Here is a 19,014-nt window from a genome sequence, read left to right on the forward strand (position 1 = left end):
CTCCCCCGTCCCTCGGGCACCCATAACTATCCGGCAAGAAGGCTAAATTCCAATCATTTCACCTTAAACGCAATCACCGAGTTTTTTGCAAACGTAGGCACGTAGATGATCCTTTCTGCGGCGTTATAAGCAAGGTCTGCGGTGCTCATTTTCTTGTCGCGGGTATCTGATAGCACTTGTGTCGATCCGTCGGCGTTTACGTAATAAATGGTGCCTGCCCATCCGGTCACAATAAATTCCTGCGGGCCTACCTTAACAATCCCGTCGGTACCACCTTCCATGCCTTTTGCAAGTGTTGTGGCATTTTTTTTGGTATCTACTTTTTGTAAAACGCCGTCGGTAAGTACGTAAAGGTCGGTGCCTACAGATAACACGCCGTTTATGCCTTTCAAGTTCTCTAAATAAACGCTGGCCTGCCCATCAATTATTTGGTGTACGCTGCCGGTTTGCGAATCGCTTACGTAAATTATGCCCTTTTCATCGATGGTAATGTCGTTCAAAAACTTAGCGCCTTCAACCGTTATACGTTTAATAACTGTTGCCGTATTAACGTCTATTACGGCTACAGTTGTCAATTCGGCAGCGTATAGCAAATTCTTATACAGGCCCATACCTTTTGCTGCGGTAAGCCCGGTAACCCAGTCTGTTTTGATGATCTTGCCATCTAACCCCACTTTACTGATGCCGCCCGACCCTTGCTTTTTAGAATCGCCCATATTGGCTACATAAAGGGTTTTACCCTTTGCGTCATACAACACCGATTCGGGCGTATTAAGCGTAGAGTCGCTTTGCCAGATTTTTTCTAGTGAATGCTGGGCATAAATAGTACCTGTTAACAAAACAAGTAAGGCGGTTAATAAACTTTTCATGTTTTAATATTTTTTTGTTAATAATTCAGGGTATTTAAAATTTAGTGTGGTGTTATAAGTTAAAAATTAAGATACAGGTAACAAGCCACTAATCAAAACCATAACATTCTCAAGGTGAACTTCTACTCCATCATATAATTCTATAAATTTAAAATTGTATGGACTTAATTGAAAGAATGTTATTAAGCGTTTTACTTCCAATATAACAGCCTCCTTTTCCAAATACCCCTTATGAATACTAAAACCAACACTATCACAATCAAAACCTAATTCTTTTGGAATAGGAAAAACTTCAATATCAAAGATATTTAAGGTAGAATAATCTTTAAGAAAGACATTCCAGTTAATAGTTTTTCCACTTTTAGCAAGTATGTTAATCAATGCCATATTATCTAAGAAAATCAATCAAAATTCGGTTGTCAATATTTAAAGGTTCAAATATTTCAAACAATTTTTCTTTGAATCTAGTCGATTTAGTTATAATTATACCTTGTCCTCTGATGTCAAAAGATAATGTAATTTTAGCTTTGGAGGGGAAGTTCTGACAACACCAAAAAGTACGCCCCACAACGTACTTAACTACTTCGTTAACCTTACTTTCAGTCGTAATATCACAATTAAAAACTAGTGTAACTTCATTCTTGCTTTCATTGTACCCTTCTGCCGTCATTGGGTTCCATTCTAGCGTATAAGCGTCAATCAAGCTTAACATTTAAAAATTTGTTGTTTTAATTTAACATTTACGTGTTCAGCGCCTGTTTGTGTTGTAACCCACCCGTTCAAGCGTTACATGTCTACATACAAACGATGCGGAATATTTAACTGTTCTAACCTCTTAACTGTTCTAACTTTCTCCAACTCCCTAATGCACCACCTTCTTCAAATCCTTTACGGGTTGCAATATGTGGCTGTCTTCCAGCCAGTCGGCTAACCTATCGGGCCAATGGTTGATGGATTTGAGTTTGCGGTTGGTACCCATGTTAAAGGCGTGGTCGCCCTGGGCGTACATATGCAGTTCTACAGGTACTTTCGCCTCGCGGTAGCGTTGCAGCAACTGGATAAGCGGCAGCGAGCAGCAAGCATCGTCATTAGCGGCCACCAGGAAGGCAGGTGGGGCATTAGGGGCGATGGTTGCCGGCACATATGATGGGCCCGGGTACACCTGAACGATGAAGTTGGGTTTGGCATTTGCACGGTCTATCGGGTCGGGGGCGTTGGGGTCACCGTCGTATCCGCCGAAGGCTATCATATCCACCACTTCGCCGCCGGCCGAGAAACCCATCAGGCCGATGCGATTAGGGTCGATGCCGAACTCTGCGGCTCGGCTGCGTACCAGGCGCATGGCGCGGTAGCCATCCTGCTTGGCGTGCACCTCTATTTTATAGGGCGATAGCGTATCGCGGCCCAGGCGGTATTTCAATATAAAAACAGTGATGCCCAGGCTGTTGTAGAATTTGGCCGGTGCCACGCCTTCGGAGTTGTAAACCAGCAGGCGATGGCCGCCGCCGGGGCATATCACTACAGCGGCACCGTTGGCTGTGCCGGCGGGCGGGGCGTAAACCGTGAGCGAGGGGTTATGGATGTTCTTTACCCAATAATCCTTAGCTTGCTCTGGCTCGTTGCGGCGGCTTTCGAAACCAGGTGCGCCTTTTTCCCAAAGGGGGATAACGGTTTGTGCAGATACTACTATACAGGCAAATTGCAGCGCGATGATGAGCGCAGCGTACATCATTTTTCTCATATAAATTAGGCGTTTTTCTTCAAAAAATGCGGGTTTTTCTTCCAGGTTTTATGGTAAGAATTACGCATGCCTCTTGGTTATTGGTTTTGCGTAAATATCTGTATTATAATATGATAATACAAAACCGATAATTCAGTTTTGTCCAGTTTTTTCCAGGTTTTTGCACATGTTTATACAGGGCATTTCCAGGTTTTTCTAACGGAACTCCCCGCATCTGCGGCCTTAACTCATGAACTTTTTCCACCAGTTACTTACCAGCGGTGCGTCAGCCTCCGTAGGTTTTCCCGGTTCGGGGAGGAGTAGCTTGATGTTCTTTTCCTTCGCTAATTGCACCAGCCGTTCGGCGGGTTCGTACCAGGCGTGTGGCGCCAGGTTGAAGGTGCCCCAGTGGATGCCCATCATGATATCGCCCTTCAAATCGAGATGGGCGTTGGAGGCGTTATCCGGCCCCATGTGTATATCGGCCCAGTGTTGCCCGTAGGCGCCAATCTCCAGCATGGTCAGGTCGAAGGGGCCGAAAGTTTCGCCGATGGCCTTGAAATCGGGCGAGTAGCCCGAATCGGCCCCGAAATAGATATTATGCACAGGACCCTTGATGACGAATGACGACCACAGTGTTTCGTCGCGGTGGGTAATACCCCTGCCCGAGAAATGCCTGGCAGGCGCAGCGGTTATGCTGCAGTCGCCTATCATTACGCTATCGCCCCAATCCACTTCGTGGATGAGTCCCTTATCTATACCCCAACTTTCGAGGTAATCGCATACGCCGAGCGAGCATATGAACGGTACGCTTTTGTCTGCAAAAAACTTGATGGTGGCTTTATCCAAGTGGTCGTAATGGTCGTGCGAAGAGATGATGACATCTATCTTAGGCAAATCGGCCAGGGCTATGGGTGGCTGGTAAAACCTTTTTGGCCCGAAGGATTGCGAGAACGATACGCGCTGGCTCCAAACCGGGTCGGTAAGGATGCGGATACCGTCGATTTCGATGATGAGGCTGGAGTGCCCCACCCAGGTTATACGCAGGCCGCTTTTGGGCGGGGTATCATACACCGATACATCGGTGCTGAATGGGCCTAAGGTCTTCTTCGGCGTGTTCTCCGCCGTGTTGTTCATATACTCCCGCAGGATGGGGATCATTTTGCCAAACCCGGCCGAATCGGTAGGGATGGTGTTGATGAACTTGCTTCCTTTTTTTCGGGATCCGGATATACTCATAGGTACAGGTATTTAAATGCAATAACGCAAAAAACTACCTTATTGATTGTAACAACTGACCTATTGTTTCAAAAATTCAATACAAACGTTACAAAATTGCAATAGCATGGCAGGCAGTTCCGGTTGCAGGTAAGGATGGCTGGCGTTGAACACATGGTCGGCGCCTTTTATAACCGCCAGTTGCGCTGCCGGCTGGGCCGCATGCAGTTCTTCGGCATGGCTGAGGGGTACGCTGGTGTCTTCATCGCCATGAACGATGAGCCAGGGCTGTTTTATTTCGGCTGCCTTTAGCTGTACATCGAGCCTTTCGGGGTTCTTCTCCAGATCGTTCAGCAGGCTTACCTTATAAGGCATGTTTTGCTTGGTGCGCGAATTGACGATATACATTACGCCCTGCAGCTTCCATTGCGCCTCGGCCTGTTTGGGCCAAAGGTTGTAAAAGCTGGAAATTGCCGCCATGGTAACCAGTTTGGTGATGCGTTTATCTTCGGCAGTTTTTACGATGCTGATGCCGCCGCCCAAACTGTGGCCAATGAGGTAAACCTCGCGCACGGCGGGCACGTAGGAGCCGCCGCAGGCAAAATCGATGACAGCTTTAAGGTCGTCCAATTCTATGCTGAAGGTGTTATCGCTAAAGGCAATAAGGTCGGCAAAATCGGTAGGCCTATCCAGTGTGGTGCCGTTATGCGAGAAGTTGAACTTGAGGTAGCGGAAGCCGTTTTGGGCAAAATGCTGCGCAACCAGGTTGTGCGCGCCCCAATCTTTAAATCCGCGTATGCCGTGGGCAAATATCACCAGCGGCGCTTTGGGGTTGGCATCATCAAAAGTAATATCGGCCAGCATGCCCCTGCCTTTGGCGCCGGGGATGGTGTAATAGTTTTTGCGGATCATGAGCGCAATTTAGTAATGATGCCGCAATGAAATGATGGTTGCCGTATTATTTGTAATAATATAAACCATGCGGTGTTCGCGGGTTATCCGGCGCGACCACGTACCGGATAAATGGTGCTTTAGCGGTTCGGGTTTTCCTATCCCTTTAAAAGGATTTTCGCCGATGGATTGTATCAGTTGGGAAATGCGGGATTGGATGGATAAGTTATTTGATTCTTTCCAGTATTTTAAATCGGCTTTTGCTTTATCGGTGTAAACTATTTCCACAAGTCATCCAGTGGAATTGCAGATACCTTGCCCTCTTTTGCTTGCTGTATGCTTTCGTCGAGGTGGTTTTTCATAGCAACGGAGGATAGGAGGTATTCCGTTGTATCCATGTCGTCGGTTTCCTCATATTCGTAATGAAGGCTATCCAAAAAAGCAATCAGCGCCTTCTCTTCCTGTTCGTTATGGATTTTTACCGTTAAACTTGTCATATAACAAATTTAAATAATTTATGGTCAATATAAAAATAGCTTGCGGTTGTTTAGGGGTGCTTGATCATCCGTTCCATGAATGGAACGGCAATGAAGGTGGATTGGTGCCATATGTTGAATAAAAATCAGAATCCCACCTTCATTGCCGTCGGTTTCCAACCGAGGGAAGCTTACACTTTCTTCCCGTTAAACATAATGCTGTACAAATCCGTGCGGCGGTCTTTCAAATTCTGTACGCTGCCGTACTCGTGCAGTTCGTTCAATACGGAAAGGTCCACATCGGCTATCACGATCATTTCGGTATTGGGCGTAGCTTCTGATTGTATACCATTGGTTGGGAAACCAAAGTCCGACGGCGTAAACACGGCCGATTGTGCGTACGAAATCCCCATGTTATTTACATTGGGCAGGTTGCCCACGCAGCCGGCGATAGCCACATAGCATTCGTTTTCTACCGCGCGGGCCTGGGCGCAAAACTTTACCCGGTTGTAGCCATTTTGCGTATCGGTAAGGAAGGGCACGAAGAGTATCTGCATATCCTGGCTGGCCAAAATGCGCGATAGCTCGGGGAACTCCACATCGTAACAAATGAGGATGCCAATTTTGCCTGCGTCGGTATCAAAAGCGATCACCTCATCGCCGCCGCGCATGCCCCAGCTGCTGATCTCAGACGGGGTGGGGTGTATCTTGGTGGTTTCCTCCATGCTGCCATTGCGGCGGAAAAGGTACGATACGTTATAAAGCGAATCTTCCTCTATCTTAGGCATGCTGCCCGCAATAATGTTTACGTTGTACGATACCGCCAGTTTGCTGAATGCCTCTACGATGGGCTGGGTGTATTGGGCCAGCTCGCGCATGGCGCGGGCAGAGTCGAGATGGTTGTACTCGGCCATCAGCGGTGTGTTGAACAACTCGGGGAACAGGATGAAATCGCTTTGGTAATCGCTAACGGCATCTACAAAATATTCCGCATGCTTCAACAATTCGCTGATATTATTGTAAGGGCGCATCTGCCATTGCACCAAACCAATGCGCACAACGGTTTTATTGTTGATGGCGGTGGTTGGCTCTTCAAAATAAACGTTGTTCCACTCTATCAGCGTAGCAAAACCTTTAGAGCGGCTATCCTCGGGCAGGTAGTTGCGCAGTATCTTGCGCACGTGGAAATCGTTTGCCAGTTGGAACGATAGGGTAGGGTCATATATCTCTTTGTACTTTACCTTATCTATATATTGCTTGGGGGTAAGGTCGTTCTGGAATTTCTGGTAGTTGGGTATGCGGCCCCCGGCTATGATGCTTTTGAGGTTGAGGTTTTCGCAAAGCTGCTTGCGGGCATCATATAAACGCCGGGCCAGGCGCAAGCCTCGGTATTTTGGGTGTACGAAGATGTCGATACCGTAAAGCACGTCACCTTTATCTGTATGGGTTTTAAAGGTGCTGTCGCCGGTTATTTGTTTGTAAGTGTGAGTATCGCCAAATTTGCTGTAATCAACCATAATAGATAGCGCACAGCCTACTACTTCGTTGTTTACGGTTACGCAGATTTGCCCTTCGGGGAAGAGTTTTATCAGTTTTTTTATCGATGCGGCATCCCAGTAGTCCTCGTCCATATCCATGTAGGCCGATTTCATCGATTTTTTTAGCTCCTGGTAATCCTGCACATCCAGGTTACGTAGTTCAATACTTTGCAGATCCATATGTTTTGGGTAACGGCTTTTCAGCTGGAATGTTTGTTGATGATTTCGGAATTCGGATGTTCGAATTCGGATGTTGTTAAATCATTTTTCAGCTATGGCCTATGGATTCTTTCTCAAATCTCAAATCTCACGTCTCAAATCTAACACCTATGCCACCACGCCCACCATATAAGCAAAGGCTGCAAAACTATCAGTCTTATCCAGGCAACCAATGGGGATATGGTTAACGTACCTAATAAAAAGGGCGCATCAATAACCATCTGAACATGTACAGGCAAAAAGGCAAGCAGCATCAAAATGATGCTATAGGCTGCAAACCGCCTTGTTTTTGGTGATATGAGCAGCAAGGCGAATAAAATTTCAAAAAAGCCCGACAGAATGTTCAATACTACTGGGTAGGGAAGGTAGCGCGGAATTATATGATAATACGATTGTGGGTTGTAAAAGTGGTTGGCCCCGGCCAATAAATAAAATATGACCACAATCACTAAGCTTATTTTTTTGATATTTGTAATTTTCATAGGCTGGCGATTGATAAAAAAGAAACATTGATAAAATAATATTCCATTTTTTGTAATATTCATTTTATTTATAAGCATTCTAAATACCTCTGTTTGACAAAGCCTTGACATTGCATCCTGTACAGTATGCTATTTTTGTTGGGTCAAATTTAAAACTGCTTTGAAGTATCTAAAGGTAATAGCTTTTACGCATAAACAAATCGAGTTGAAGGAATTGGGGAAGTTGGTAATATGCCAGGAAGACCTTACCGGTAAGCTCCAGGAGGTGAAAGCCAATTTTGGTATTGATGAAATATTTTACCTGGCTACTTGTAACCGTGTTGAGTTTGTATTATCTACCTCCCAAAAGGTGGATAGAGAATTTGCCCATGAGTTTATCGATGCCCTGGGCATTGGCCTGTGTACCCACTCGATGGGGACCTTTTTAGATGCTGCTTCTATATACGAAGACCATGCCGCTATGGAACACCTGTTGCGCACCTCATGCTCTTTAGAAAGCCTGATTGTTGGCGAAAAAGAAATACTTGCCCAGTTACGTAAAGCTTACGACAGCGGCCGCAAAGCGGGCCTTACAGGTGATAAGTTGCGTTTAATTATGGAATGCGTTGTAAAAACCGCCAAAGAAGTTTACACGCACACCAATATTTCTAAAAATCCAATCTCGGTAGTGTCTTTAGCTTACCGTAAATTGAAGGATTTGAAACTATGCGCTAATGCCCGTATCCTTATTATCGGTGCCGGCGAAACCAACAAAAATATTTCTAAATACCTGCAGAAACATAAGTTCAGTAATTTCTCGGTTTTTAATCGCACGCTATCCAAAGCGCAGCAACTGGCCGATGACCTGGGCGGCGACGCTTACGAACTGGAAGACCTGAAGACCTATAAAAAAGGCTTCGATGCCATTATTACCTGCACCTCGGCAGTGGAGCCCATTATTACTACAGAAATATACGCTTCGTTGCTTAATGGCGATACCGACAAGAAGACCATCGTAGATCTGGCTATCCCGAACGATACCGCCCCCGAAGTGCTGGAGCAATTCGACGTGAACTTTATAGAGGTCCACTCCCTTAACGAGGTTGCAAAAAAGAACCTGCAGGAGCGTTACCACGAACTATCGCACGCCGAAACCATCATCGAGCAAAACATCAACGAGTTTTTGGTAATGCTTAAACAGCGCCGCATAGAACTTGCCATGCGCCAGGTGCCCGAGAAGATAAAAGAAATACGCCACAACGCCGTAAATACCGTATTTGCCGAGGAAGTGCAAAGCCTGGATAAAGAATCGCGCGAGATACTGGAAAAGGTGATGAATTACATGGAGAAGAAATATATCAGCGTGCCAATGATTATGGCCAAGGATATATTGATCAACAGTAATTAATTCTAACGCTACCGCGAGTTTAGCGAAGCATAACTCGCGGTGGGCGATGTAAGCTTCCAACTTACGTTTAAAAAACACCCTTTTTATCTATTAGGTAGGATGCTTTTGCCCTCAGTGCAATGTCTCGATAAGTTTTATTAGCTTTAATAATTTATTACGCTAAATGAAACCTACCATTCCCAATACAATTATACATAACCCGTCGGTACCCGCAGAAACAAGGATTTATTATTCTAAGAAGAAACCCATTTTCGAGAACATCCTATTGTGCGGAGGGATTTTATTAGGCATTTACTTTTTTATTTTTAAAGAGGGCTTCGAAAATAAAGGGTTAGGTGTGTTAATGTGCGTTGTGGCTGGTGTGTTTTTGAACGTGAATTACAGCAAATTAAACAACACGAAAGTGCAGCTGTTGCTTACAAATAAAGGTATGCAAACCCCGGATGCTGATTTTTGTAATTGGGAACAAATAAGTGAAGAAACTGTAACCGAAGAATCCTTTAAAGGTACCACAAATTACTATTTGAACTATAATTATAAAAATGGCAGCGAACGGATGTTGATAACCAACCTCGATCTTAACCCGAAAGAAATTGAAAGGCTGATTGGCATTTATAGAAAGCGAAGTGGGGCATAATTCTCGCGACAGCAATATATTTTAAAACATCCCTATATTTAAGGGCATCAAAACCCTTATCCCCATGTACGAAACCGTAACCGTTGATGAAGCCTTAGCCCGCGGAAAGCGAACGATAACTTATCCATCTGTTTTCATTTTTTTTGCCACCACTGGTCTGACGATTTTTTTGATCCTGCAGATGAACTTGCCCGGCTGGTTAGTCGTCTTCAGCTTTGTGATAGGGCTTGCATCGTCGTGGTTGTACTGGTCGGTTATGGCGGCGCGTTGGCGCATATGGGCATTTGATAACGTACGGAACGTACACGAACTAAAACAGCGCGCCATAAAAGCAAACCTGATATGGGCCGACGGTGCCTTCTGGGAGAAGACCGAGCTGCGCTCTGCTACCCAAAAAGAAAAATGGGCAGCCTTGCAGGAAAAATTCAAGCAACCCGACATCTTTCACGACGACTACAGCATCCCCACCGAAACACGCATCTATTATTCCAAAATTATGGCAACGGGTACCTTGCTATTCGGCATAGGGATGGCAGGTGGCGGCGCATACTTTTTTACAGGGGGCGATTCTCCGATACTTGCATGCGTGTTCGTGCTCGGCGGCCTCGTATTTATCTTTATGGGCTACCGCCATTTAACAAACCACAACCCGCAGATAATACTGAGCAACAATGGCGTTGCCCTGACAGACAATGTTTTTTACAGTTGGGCCGATATATCGAATGAAGATACCCGCATTGTGCGCCATGGCAAAAGCAGCACAACCTACTTTGTTTTCACATTGGCAGGCAACGAGACAAAGATTGATATCGGTGCCCTTGGTATTGCCACCCATCATTTCGAAAAACTGCTCAGGATTTATCGCGGGCGTTACAACCTAAAGTTTACAACTAAACTTCCTTTGAATTAGATGGCAATGTTTGAACGTAAGGGCAAATTATCAATAATACTAGCTTATGTTATTATAATGATAGGCTTTGCCCTTTATTGGGGTAATAATTTTTCAAAATTCGTCCACTACAAAGGTGAAGCAGAAGAAGCGGCTGTTAAATTCTCTGTATTATTGTCGTACCTCTTTTTTACTGTGTTGGTTTTTAATAATGTGAAATTTAAAGGCTGGTTGATTTTGCTATTACCCTTAGCACTAATGTTTTTAAGTTTTTTTTCCGCAATTGCACTATTATTTATTCTCGGACTGGGCGGAACACCCCGGCAGCTTATTTGGACATACGTAGTCCCGTACACCCTATTTGCTGTTTTGGCCACACTTATGGTGAAGAAAAAACAAAAAGCCGTAGCCTAATTGCCGGGAGCACCTACCTTTTGGCTTTTACCTTTAGCCTTTTACCTCTATTAGGTCATATTGTTGCAATTCATGCAATTGGCATTCCTTATCATCCCCATAAAAAATTAAATTTGCAGCTAAAATAATTCACCCCTTTGGACAGAAAAATAATTATAGGAACGCGTGGCAGCGAATTAGCTTTATGGCAGGCCAATTTTGTGAAAGATAGCCTGGAAGCGATACACATATCCGCCGAACTTAAAATTATAAAAACCCAGGGCGACCGCATCCTCAACCTCAGCTTTGATAAGCTGGAGGGAAAAGGCTTCTTTACCAAGGAGCTGGAAGAGGAATTGCTGGCCGGCACTATTGATATTGCCGTGCATTCGCATAAGGATCTGCCTACCGAAAACCCTCCGGGCCTCATCATTGCCGCAGTTTCTGAGAGGGAAGACCCCGCCGAATTGCTGCTGGTGTTGAAAGACTGCACCGATGTGCGCCAAAAGCTATCCGTTAAATTTGGCGGATTGGTAGGCACATCATCTAACCGCCGTAAAGCACAATTACTAGCCGTGCGGCCAGATTTGGAGATTAAAGATCTGCGTGGCAATGTGCCAACCCGTATAGGTAAACTACGCGACGAGAAGTACGACGCCATTATGCTGGCCAAAGCAGGTGTAAGCCGTTTAGGTATCAATCTGGACGAATTTCATGTGGAAGAAATCGGCGCTACCGAATTTATACCCGCACCTGCACAAGGCGTTTTAGCCATACAGATACGCGAACGCGACCATATATTATACGAAGCTCTGCAGGACCTTAATCACCCCGATGTGGCCGCAGAACTGGCCGTAGAACGTAACGTGCTTAAGCTGTTTGGCGGTGGCTGCCACTTGCCATTGGGCGTTTATTGCCGCAAGGAGAACGATAAGTTCCAGGTGTTTACCAGCAAGGCCGAGGATGGCGAAGGCTTCCCCGACAGACTTTTTATAGAAACCGATACACTGGAGGGCCTGCCCGAAAAAATCGTGGCCAAGTTTGCCAAAGACCGCAAATTTCCATCGAAAGTATTCATCTCGCGCGATATTTCTGCGGGGAGCTATTTCCGCAGGGCGTTGGAGAAAAATAAGATAGAGATAGAGGCCCGGTCGCTCATACGCACGGTGCGCACTATCAACAAGTTCGACAGCTATATCCTCAAGAATATCGATTGGGTTTTCTTCAGCAGCAAAAACGCGGTGGAATACTTTTTCCAGTTGAACCCAACCTTCCCGAAAGGGGTGAAGTTTGGGGTGATGGGCACCGGCTCTGAAGATATGCTGCGCAAGAACGGCCACTTTGCCGATTTTGTGGGCGAAAGCACCGATACAGCCGATGTGGCTGCAGATTTTGCGGCGGTGGCCAATGGCTCGGCCATACTGTTCCCCGGCGCGGATAACCCTATGAGGAGCATACAGCAGGGCTTATCGGCAGAAACAAAAATAATAGACCTGCCGGTTTACGAAACCGTTTTAGAAGAACACGTAGAGCCAACCGGTGCAGATGTATTGGTATTTACCAGCCCAAGCAACGTGGAAGCCTACTTTGTAGACAACCTGCTGCAGCCGCAACAAAAAGTAATAGCCATAGGCAAATCTACCGGCAAAAAATTCGAAGAAATGGGCGTAAGCTATAAGCTGCCCTTCTCCCCGGATGAAATAGGCCTGGCAGAAGCGGTGTTTGGCATTTAATATATCATTAAGTCATTGGTTCATTGAGTCATTAGTAAGGGTGGCAATGACCCAATGACTCAATGACCCAATGAATAAATAATGTTACAACGACCAAGAAGAAACCGGAAGAGTGAAGTTATCCGCCAGATGGTGCAGGAAACGCATGTTAGCGCGGCTAACCTGATATTTCCGCTGTTTATTGTGGATGGCGAAAATCAAAAGACCGAAGTGGCATCCATGCCCGGCATCTACCGTTATTCGATAGATAATTTGCTGCGCGAGGTGGAGAGCTGCCTCAACCTGGGCCTGAAATCTTTCGACCTGTTCCCAAATATCCACGACGACTTTAAAGATAAATATGCCACCGAGAGCTACCGCGAGGAGAGCCTTTACCTGCGCGCTATCCGTGCCGTAAAAAAGGAATTCCCGGAGGCTTGCGTAATAACTGACGTAGCGATGGACCCCTACAGCAGCGACGGACACGATGGCATTGTGGAGAATGGTGAGATATTGAATGACGAAACGCTGGAGGTTTTAGGCAAGATGGCCCTGGCCCACGCTCGCAGCGGTGCCGATATCATTGCCCCAAGCGATATGATGGATGGCAGGGTAGGCTATATCCGCAAAACGCTGGATGATGCCGGCTTTACCAATGTATCCATCATGTCGTACTCGGCAAAATATGCCAGTGCCTTTTACGGTCCGTTTAGAGATGCCCTTAATTCGGCACCAAAATTCGGCGACAAGAAAACTTACCAGATGAACCCTGCCAACCAGCGTGAAGCTTTGATAGAAGCCAACCTGGATGAGCTGGAAGGCGCAGATTTTCTGATGGTGAAACCCGCCCTGGCTTACCTGGACGTAATAAAGCTAATAAAAGATAATACCGAACTACCCGTTGCCGCGTACAATGTAAGTGGCGAATACGCCATGATAAAAGCCGCAGTACAAAACGGCTGGCTCAACGAGCAACGTGCCACCATGGAGGTGCTCACCAGCATCCGCAGGGCAGGAGCAACGGCGATACTAACGTATCACGCTAAAGAGGTGTTATTGAATAAGTGGCTGTAGGAGCTTGCCTCCTCTAACCACCGCGTCATTGCGAGGAACGAAGACAACCGACCGAAGGGAGCTCATTGATACCTTAAAGGAAAATTAAAATATCAATAATCTCCCGACTAGCAGGTCGGCGATGCAAAGCTTAGAGATTGCTTCGTGCCTCGCAATGACGGGGTTTATAAGAAAAAACAAAATGAGCATACCTGATATCAGCAGAGCAAAATCTGCAGAACTGTACGAGAAAGCAAAAACCTATTTCCCCGGTGGGGTAAACTCGCCTGTGCGGGCCTTTAAATCTGTTTACGGCACGCCGCTTTTTATCGAAAAAGGCGATGGCAGCCATATTTGGGATGCCGATGGCAACGAGTTTATTGATTTTTGCTGCTCATGGGGGCCGCTTATTTTGGGGCATAACCATGCTTCAGTTCGCAATAAGGTGATGGAAGTGATGCAGAATGGCATGTCCTTCGGCGCACCAACGGCATTGGAGAACGAACTGGCGGAGCTTATCCTCAGCAATAATAAATACATCCAAAAAATACGTTTCGTAAGTTCGGGCACCGAAGCGGTAATGTCGGCCATCAGGCTGGCAAGGGGCTATACCAAGCGCGATAAGATACTGAAGTTCGAGGGCTGCTATCACGGGCATACCGATGCTTTGCTGGTAAAGGCTGGTTCGGGCCTGGTAACTTTTGGCGAAACCTCATCTGCAGGCGTACCAAAAGCCTTTGCCGATGAAACTATCGTGGTGGCATTGAATGATAAAGACGCAGTGCTAAAAGCATTCGAAGATTTTAAAGACCAGATAGCAGTCGTGATTATCGAACCTATCCCGGCTAACAACGGCTTGCTGCTGCAAACCAAAGAGTATTTGCAATTCCTGCGCGATACCTGTACCCAAAACGGCACTATGCTGCTGTTCGATGAAGTAATCTCCGGTTTCCGCGTCGGTTTTGAGGGTGCAGCGGCGTACTACGATATTCAGCCTGATATACTTACTTATGGTAAGATCATTGGTGGAGGCTTGCCGGTTGGCGCTTACGGTGCCTCGGCAGAAGTAATGGATCATATATCGCCGGTTGGCTCGGTTTACCAGGCCGGTACGCTATCCGGCAATCCGGTTGCTATGGCTGCGGGTATTGCCCAATTGAGCGAATTGTTGCAGCCCGGTTTTTACGAGGAGCTTCATGCCAAGACCGCTGATTTCGTAAAGTCGGTAGAAGACTTTGTTGCCGAACGGGGGTACGAATTGAAGATATTCACTATTGGCTCCATATTCTGGTTCGCATTTACGGATAAGGAAAGCATCCGTACTGCAGACGATATAGACCCGGCGAGCATGTTGAAATTCAAGGTTATGCATCGCGAACTCATCAATCGCGGCATATATTTGGGCCCATCGGGCTACGAAGTAGGCTTTATATCATCGGCACATACAATAGCCGATTTGGAAACAACAAAAACCGCTATCTTTGATAGCCTTGATATAGTATTCGGCGCTTGAGTTGGCAGTTCTCAGTTGGCAGTTCGCAAAAAAAACACAACATTGCCAACTGCAAACCGCCAACTGATGACTGCAAACTGCCCACTGCAAACTGTAAACTGAAATGAAGAGATCGCTTGTTATATTTTATGCCATTATCATTTACGCCCTTGCGGAACTGATGTGGTGGGGGTACATGCTGGTGAGCTTGCAGCCCCGTCGTTTCGCCATGATTATGGGCGAAGGTTCGATGTTCATCATCGTGTTTTTATTGGGCGCGTACCACATGCACACTTCTGTAAGAAAAGAACGTAAGCTGATGGAGCAAAAGAGGAATTTTTTACTCTCGGTAACGCACGAACTGAAATCGCCGCTTGCATCTATCAAAATATTGCTCCAAACCATCCAAAAGCGCGATTTGAGCAAGGCCCAGATACTTGATTTTATTGATAAATCATTGCTCGATGTAGAACGGTTGGACGACATGGTAGAGAACATGCTGCTGGCCGCAAAAATTGAAAACAGTTCATACACTTTTCCAAAAGCACAATTTAACCTTTCGGTATTGGTGGATAGCATTGTAAACCGCCTGCAGATAACCAAGTGCGATTGCAACCAGCAGATTATCAACGCCGAAATAGAACCCAAAATTGAGATAACCGGCGATAAATTCGCGCTGACATCGGTGGTGACCAACCTGGTAGAGAACGCCGTGAAATATTCGAAGCCTTGTATGGCGGTAGATGTGAAGCTGTTTCAGAAGGATGGTAAAGTATTCTTCCAGGTGGCCGATCATGGTATCGGAATATCTGACAGTGAAAAAACACGCATTTTTGACAAATTTTACCGTGTTGGCAGTGAAGATACCCGAAATACCAAGGGAACCGGCCTTGGCTTGTATATTGTAAAGGAAGTGCTAGACAAACACCAGGCCAGCATCAGGGTGAAAGATAACCGCCCCGCCGGCAGTGTGTTTGAAGTTGTATTTGCATAAACGTAAATTAATAGTATGATACCTGCTAAAAAAAGAATATTACTGGCCGAAGACGAAGAGCATTTGTTGGAAGCCATCAAGCTGAACCTGGAGCTGGAAGGTTATAAAGTTTCTACAGCAAATAATGGTAAAAAAGCCCTCCAGATTTTTAAAGAGGAGCGCTTTAACCTGGTAATACTGGATGTGATGATGCCCGAGATTGATGGCTTTGTGGTGGCAGAAACCATCAGGCTCGAGAACTCGGAGGTGCCTATCATGTTCCTTACGGCCAAAAACACCAACGAGGATAAGATATCGGGACTTAAAAAAGGTGCGGATGATTACCTTACCAAACCTTTCAACCTGGAAGAGCTTATCCTGAGGGTAAACAATTTGGTAAAACGCAGTCTTAAAGGCGATGACCTGAAAGAGTTCAACAGCTACAAGATCGGCGATAAAACCATCCACTTCAATTCTTTCGAGTTGGTGAACGGAGATGAGAGCATCACCCCGCTTACCAAAAAGGAAACCATGCTGCTGAAGCTATTGATAGAGCGCCGCAACGAGGCCGTATCGCGCGAGCAGATACTGGAAACCGTTTGGAACTACGACGTGTACCCATCAACCCGCACCATCGATAACTTTATCCTTACTTTCCGTAAGTATTTTGAGCCGGATCCTAAAAACCCGGTTTACTTTCACTCAATACGCGGCGTAGGTTATAAGTTTACAGATCAGCATTAATACATGTTCACGGTACGGGCACGCATATTAGTCACCGGTCTTTTTGTGGTACTGCTTACGGCGGTATTATACATGCATATATACTCATTGGCTGCGGTGTGCGCAATGTTCATCGTGTTGCTGGCGTGGGGCTATTTTAAACAAGGCCCGATAGTGCTGGCGGCAAAGCATTTCCACAACAAAGATTACCGTGGCGCCGAGCGCCTGCTGAACGAGGTGAGCAGGCCAGAATGGCTAAGCAAGCGGAGGCGCGGCTTCTACGAGTTTATATATGGCGGCATATGCCTGCAAAAAAAAGACTATGAAGGGGCAGAGCAGCATTACGAAATTGCGGCCCAATACCCCCTGCGTAGCGCTAACGACCACGTGGCTGCCCTGGTACACGTAGCCAATATAAACGTACGCAACGGTAACTATGAGAAGGCGCGAGCCTACCTGCAGTTAACTGAGAAACATAAAGATAATATTACTGCCAAAATGAAAGACGTGATTGAACGCGTTGAGCAGGAGTTGAGAAAACACTAAAATAGACTCAAGAGGGTTAGAATCAAGAACCAAGACGAGGAGTTGTCTTGATTCTTGACTCTTAATTCTTGACTCTCCAAAAGACATGAGAGATTCGTTATTTATAAAAGCCGCATTTTCACAGGAAACAGAACGCCCGCCGGTGTGGATGATGCGCCAGGCAGGCCGTTTTATGCCCGAGTATTGGGAAATCAAAAACAAGTACTCTTTTCTGGAGATGTGCAAAACGCCCGAGCTGGCCGCTGATGTTACCATGCTACCGGTTGACCTGTTGGGTATAGATGCTGCTATCCTTTTCTCGGATATATTAGTTACCGGCGAAGCTATGGGCGGCGACCTAAGCTTTACCCAGGGCGTTGGCCCCAAATTTGCCAACCCGGTGCGCACGCAAAAGGATGTCGATGCTTTGCAAATCAACGTTGGCGATAAGCTTCAATATGTGGCCGATGCCATTAAAGTGATACAACAACGTTTGGGCGGTAAAATACCGCTTATAGGCTTTGCGGGCGCGCCGTTTACGGTAATGAGCTATCTGGTAGAGGGCGGTTCGTCAAAAGATTTTAAATTGACCAAGCTGATGCTGCATAATGAGCCGGAGATGGCCCATAAGCTTTTATCCAAAATTGCAACAGTTACGGCGGATTACCTTAACCTGCAGATTGCTGCCGGGGTAAACGCCGTGCAGATATTCGATAGCTGGGCGCAGGCCTTATCCTGGGACGATTATACCGAGTTTTCGCACCGCTACATCGTAGAGATCATCAGCAAGCTTAACCGTAAGGACATCCCTGTAATATCTTTCTGCAAAGGCAGTTCGGTATTTGCGCCGCTGATGGCGGAGGCAAAGCCGGATGTGATATCGATCGATTGGAACGTAGACCTGCTGGATATCAAGAACCGCTTGCCGAAAGGCATTGCTGTGCAAGGCAACCTGGATCCGCATATTTTATATGCCGATAAAAAAGTAGTCAAAGAACGCATCCACCGCCTGTTCGAGCGTATGAAAGGCGAGAATGGCTTCATCTTCAACCTGGGCCACGGCATTATGCCCGATATCCCTTTTGATAATGTGAAGTACGCGGTAGAGGTGATAAAAGAGTATAAATACTAAACACGCTCCCGAAAGGGCAATTGTAACATAACAAACCGTCATTGCGAGGAACGAAGCAATCTCCCGATAAGCAGAGCCGAAATGCAAGCTAAGAGATTGCTTCGTTCCTCGCAATGACGTGGTAAATAGCATGTACCAATACATATTAGCCATACACATCATTTTTGTAGTCTGCTGGATGGCGGGGCTGTTTTACATCGTTCGTTTGTTTATTTACCACCGCGAGGCGCAGGATAAACCCGAGCCGGCACGCACCATCCTTTCCGACCAGTTTGAGATCATCGAGAAAAAGCTTTGGTGGATCATTGCTACACCAAGCATGTACCTGGTGATATTGGCGGGGGCAACCATGCTGCACCTCAACCCGGGGCTTTGGAAAATGCCCTGGTTGCACGTGAAACTTGCCTTTGTATTGGGTTTGATAATCTACCACTTCACTTGCCAGAAAATAATGAAGCAGATGGCCAAAGGCGTTTACAGATGGACCTCTATACAACTCCGCCTCTGGAACGAACTGGCAACCATCATACTCTTCGCTATCGTTTTCTTAGTGGTGCTTAAAAGCGCTGTAAACTGGATTTATGGCGTTATCGGTATCATCCTGTTCAGCCTCATTATCATGTCGGCTGTGAAGATTTATAAATATTTCAGGGAAAAAAAATAAAAGCCGCGAGCAAGTATTGAT

The 19,014-nt window shown here is 46.1% G+C and carries 22 protein-coding genes; 12 read left to right on the forward strand and 10 right to left on the reverse strand.

What is annotated here, in order from left to right:
* Positions 1-53: 53 nt before the first annotated feature.
* The 10 genes from AC1DXC_RS00865 to AC1DXC_RS00910 form a co-directional block, all read right to left on the reverse strand.
* Positions 54-869: an SMP-30/gluconolactonase/LRE family protein gene (locus AC1DXC_RS00865; protein WP_477457230.1), complete on the reverse strand. Its 816-nt coding sequence runs from the start codon at positions 867-869 to the stop codon at positions 54-56.
* A 66-nt stretch (positions 870-935) separates the two neighbouring features.
* Positions 936-1,256 carry a hypothetical protein gene (locus AC1DXC_RS00870; RefSeq protein ID WP_477457231.1) on the reverse strand — a complete coding sequence of 107 codons (321 nt, stop codon included), beginning with the start codon at positions 1,254-1,256 and terminating at the stop codon, positions 936-938.
* Position 1,257: 1 nt separating this feature from the next.
* Positions 1,258-1,581, reverse strand: coding sequence for a hypothetical protein (locus tag AC1DXC_RS00875; RefSeq protein ID WP_477457232.1), 324 nt, complete (start codon positions 1,579-1,581; stop codon positions 1,258-1,260).
* A gap of 150 nt (positions 1,582-1,731) precedes the next feature.
* Positions 1,732-2,610: an alpha/beta hydrolase gene (locus AC1DXC_RS00880; RefSeq protein WP_477457233.1), complete on the reverse strand. Its 879-nt coding sequence runs from the start codon at positions 2,608-2,610 to the stop codon at positions 1,732-1,734.
* A gap of 222 nt (positions 2,611-2,832) precedes the next feature.
* A complete protein-coding gene (locus AC1DXC_RS00885; protein WP_477457234.1) occupies positions 2,833-3,828 on the reverse strand; it encodes an MBL fold metallo-hydrolase in 996 nt (331 codons plus the stop codon).
* A 60-nt stretch (positions 3,829-3,888) separates the two neighbouring features.
* On the reverse strand, positions 3,889-4,719 hold the full coding sequence (locus tag AC1DXC_RS00890; RefSeq protein WP_477457235.1) for an alpha/beta hydrolase family protein: 831 nt from the start codon (positions 4,717-4,719) through the stop codon (positions 3,889-3,891).
* A gap of 9 nt (positions 4,720-4,728) precedes the next feature.
* Positions 4,729-4,986, reverse strand: coding sequence for a Txe/YoeB family addiction module toxin (locus AC1DXC_RS00895; RefSeq protein WP_477457236.1), 258 nt, complete (start codon positions 4,984-4,986; stop codon positions 4,729-4,731).
* On the reverse strand, positions 4,977-5,195 hold the full coding sequence (locus AC1DXC_RS00900; protein WP_477457237.1) for a hypothetical protein: 219 nt from the start codon (positions 5,193-5,195) through the stop codon (positions 4,977-4,979). The genes AC1DXC_RS00895 and AC1DXC_RS00900 overlap by 10 nt, the downstream gene beginning before the upstream one ends.
* A gap of 170 nt (positions 5,196-5,365) precedes the next feature.
* Positions 5,366-6,892, reverse strand: coding sequence for a GNAT family N-acetyltransferase (locus tag AC1DXC_RS00905; protein ID WP_477457238.1), 1,527 nt, complete (start codon positions 6,890-6,892; stop codon positions 5,366-5,368).
* Positions 6,893-7,032: 140 nt separating this feature from the next.
* On the reverse strand, positions 7,033-7,413 hold the full coding sequence (locus AC1DXC_RS00910) for a DoxX family protein (RefSeq protein WP_477457239.1): 381 nt from the start codon (positions 7,411-7,413) through the stop codon (positions 7,033-7,035).
* Positions 7,414-7,573: 160 nt separating this feature from the next.
* Between AC1DXC_RS00910 and hemA the strand changes: the two genes are divergently transcribed.
* From hemA to hemJ, 12 genes are all read left to right on the forward strand, one after another.
* Positions 7,574-8,800: a glutamyl-tRNA reductase gene (hemA, locus tag AC1DXC_RS00915; RefSeq protein WP_477457240.1), complete on the forward strand. Its 1,227-nt coding sequence runs from the start codon at positions 7,574-7,576 to the stop codon at positions 8,798-8,800.
* A 163-nt stretch (positions 8,801-8,963) separates the two neighbouring features.
* The gene (locus AC1DXC_RS00920; protein WP_477457241.1) at positions 8,964-9,437 is read left to right on the forward strand and encodes a hypothetical protein; all 474 of its coding nucleotides are present in this window, start codon (positions 8,964-8,966) and stop codon (positions 9,435-9,437) included.
* 64 nt (positions 9,438-9,501) lie between these two features.
* Positions 9,502-10,347: a hypothetical protein gene (locus AC1DXC_RS00925; protein WP_477457242.1), complete on the forward strand. Its 846-nt coding sequence runs from the start codon at positions 9,502-9,504 to the stop codon at positions 10,345-10,347.
* 6 nt (positions 10,348-10,353) lie between these two features.
* The gene (locus tag AC1DXC_RS00930) at positions 10,354-10,740 is read left to right on the forward strand and encodes a hypothetical protein (protein WP_477457243.1); all 387 of its coding nucleotides are present in this window, start codon (positions 10,354-10,356) and stop codon (positions 10,738-10,740) included.
* A 137-nt stretch (positions 10,741-10,877) separates the two neighbouring features.
* On the forward strand, positions 10,878-12,452 hold the full coding sequence (gene hemC, locus AC1DXC_RS00935) for a hydroxymethylbilane synthase (protein WP_477457244.1): 1,575 nt from the start codon (positions 10,878-10,880) through the stop codon (positions 12,450-12,452).
* A gap of 81 nt (positions 12,453-12,533) precedes the next feature.
* Positions 12,534-13,505 carry a porphobilinogen synthase gene (gene hemB, locus AC1DXC_RS00940; protein ID WP_477457245.1) on the forward strand — a complete coding sequence of 324 codons (972 nt, stop codon included), beginning with the start codon at positions 12,534-12,536 and terminating at the stop codon, positions 13,503-13,505.
* 181 nt (positions 13,506-13,686) lie between these two features.
* Complete coding sequence (hemL, locus tag AC1DXC_RS00945) at positions 13,687-14,997, forward strand: glutamate-1-semialdehyde 2,1-aminomutase (protein WP_477457246.1); 1,311 nt, start codon at positions 13,687-13,689, stop codon at positions 14,995-14,997.
* 103 nt (positions 14,998-15,100) lie between these two features.
* Positions 15,101-15,970, forward strand: a complete 870-nt coding sequence (locus tag AC1DXC_RS00950) for a sensor histidine kinase (protein WP_477457247.1) — start codon at positions 15,101-15,103, stop codon at positions 15,968-15,970.
* 18 nt (positions 15,971-15,988) lie between these two features.
* Positions 15,989-16,693, forward strand: a complete 705-nt coding sequence (locus AC1DXC_RS00955) for a response regulator transcription factor (RefSeq protein WP_477457628.1) — start codon at positions 15,989-15,991, stop codon at positions 16,691-16,693.
* A 3-nt stretch (positions 16,694-16,696) separates the two neighbouring features.
* The gene (locus AC1DXC_RS00960; RefSeq protein ID WP_477457248.1) at positions 16,697-17,218 is read left to right on the forward strand and encodes a tetratricopeptide repeat protein; all 522 of its coding nucleotides are present in this window, start codon (positions 16,697-16,699) and stop codon (positions 17,216-17,218) included.
* 85 nt (positions 17,219-17,303) lie between these two features.
* The gene (gene hemE, locus AC1DXC_RS00965) at positions 17,304-18,329 is read left to right on the forward strand and encodes a uroporphyrinogen decarboxylase (protein ID WP_477457249.1); all 1,026 of its coding nucleotides are present in this window, start codon (positions 17,304-17,306) and stop codon (positions 18,327-18,329) included.
* A 130-nt stretch (positions 18,330-18,459) separates the two neighbouring features.
* Positions 18,460-18,993, forward strand: coding sequence for a protoporphyrinogen oxidase HemJ (gene hemJ / locus AC1DXC_RS00970; RefSeq protein WP_477457250.1), 534 nt, complete (start codon positions 18,460-18,462; stop codon positions 18,991-18,993).
* Positions 18,994-19,014: the final 21 nt, after the last annotated feature.

The organism is Mucilaginibacter sp. P2_D11 (assembly GCF_056404435.1).

Excerpts from the sequence above, each read along its gene's own strand:
- AC1DXC_RS00865 (WP_477457230.1), bottom strand. The coding sequence starts at position 869 with ATGAAAAGTTTATTAACCGCCTTACTTGTTTTGTTAACAGGTACTATT.
- AC1DXC_RS00905 (WP_477457238.1), bottom strand. The coding sequence starts at position 6,892 with ATGGATCTGCAAAGTATTGAACTACGTAACCTGGATGTGCAGGATTAC.
- AC1DXC_RS00890 (WP_477457235.1), bottom strand. The coding sequence starts at position 4,719 with ATGATCCGCAAAAACTATTACACCATCCCCGGCGCCAAAGGCAGGGGC.
- hemE (WP_477457249.1), top strand. The coding sequence starts at position 17,304 with ATGAGAGATTCGTTATTTATAAAAGCCGCATTTTCACAGGAAACAGAA.
- AC1DXC_RS00900 (WP_477457237.1), bottom strand. The coding sequence starts at position 5,195 with ATGACAAGTTTAACGGTAAAAATCCATAACGAACAGGAAGAGAAGGCG.
- hemJ (WP_477457250.1), top strand. The coding sequence starts at position 18,460 with ATGTACCAATACATATTAGCCATACACATCATTTTTGTAGTCTGCTGG.
- AC1DXC_RS00950 (WP_477457247.1), top strand. The coding sequence starts at position 15,101 with ATGAAGAGATCGCTTGTTATATTTTATGCCATTATCATTTACGCCCTT.
- AC1DXC_RS00880 (WP_477457233.1), bottom strand. The coding sequence starts at position 2,610 with ATGAGAAAAATGATGTACGCTGCGCTCATCATCGCGCTGCAATTTGCC.
- AC1DXC_RS00930 (WP_477457243.1), top strand. The coding sequence starts at position 10,354 with ATGTTTGAACGTAAGGGCAAATTATCAATAATACTAGCTTATGTTATT.
- AC1DXC_RS00910 (WP_477457239.1), bottom strand. The coding sequence starts at position 7,413 with ATGAAAATTACAAATATCAAAAAAATAAGCTTAGTGATTGTGGTCATA.
- hemL (WP_477457246.1), top strand. The coding sequence starts at position 13,687 with ATGAGCATACCTGATATCAGCAGAGCAAAATCTGCAGAACTGTACGAG.
- AC1DXC_RS00875 (WP_477457232.1), bottom strand. The coding sequence starts at position 1,581 with ATGTTAAGCTTGATTGACGCTTATACGCTAGAATGGAACCCAATGACG.
- AC1DXC_RS00960 (WP_477457248.1), top strand. The coding sequence starts at position 16,697 with ATGTTCACGGTACGGGCACGCATATTAGTCACCGGTCTTTTTGTGGTA.
- AC1DXC_RS00920 (WP_477457241.1), top strand. The coding sequence starts at position 8,964 with ATGAAACCTACCATTCCCAATACAATTATACATAACCCGTCGGTACCC.
- AC1DXC_RS00870 (WP_477457231.1), bottom strand. The coding sequence starts at position 1,256 with ATGGCATTGATTAACATACTTGCTAAAAGTGGAAAAACTATTAACTGG.
- AC1DXC_RS00925 (WP_477457242.1), top strand. The coding sequence starts at position 9,502 with ATGTACGAAACCGTAACCGTTGATGAAGCCTTAGCCCGCGGAAAGCGA.
- hemB (WP_477457245.1), top strand. The coding sequence starts at position 12,534 with ATGTTACAACGACCAAGAAGAAACCGGAAGAGTGAAGTTATCCGCCAG.
- AC1DXC_RS00885 (WP_477457234.1), bottom strand. The coding sequence starts at position 3,828 with ATGAGTATATCCGGATCCCGAAAAAAAGGAAGCAAGTTCATCAACACC.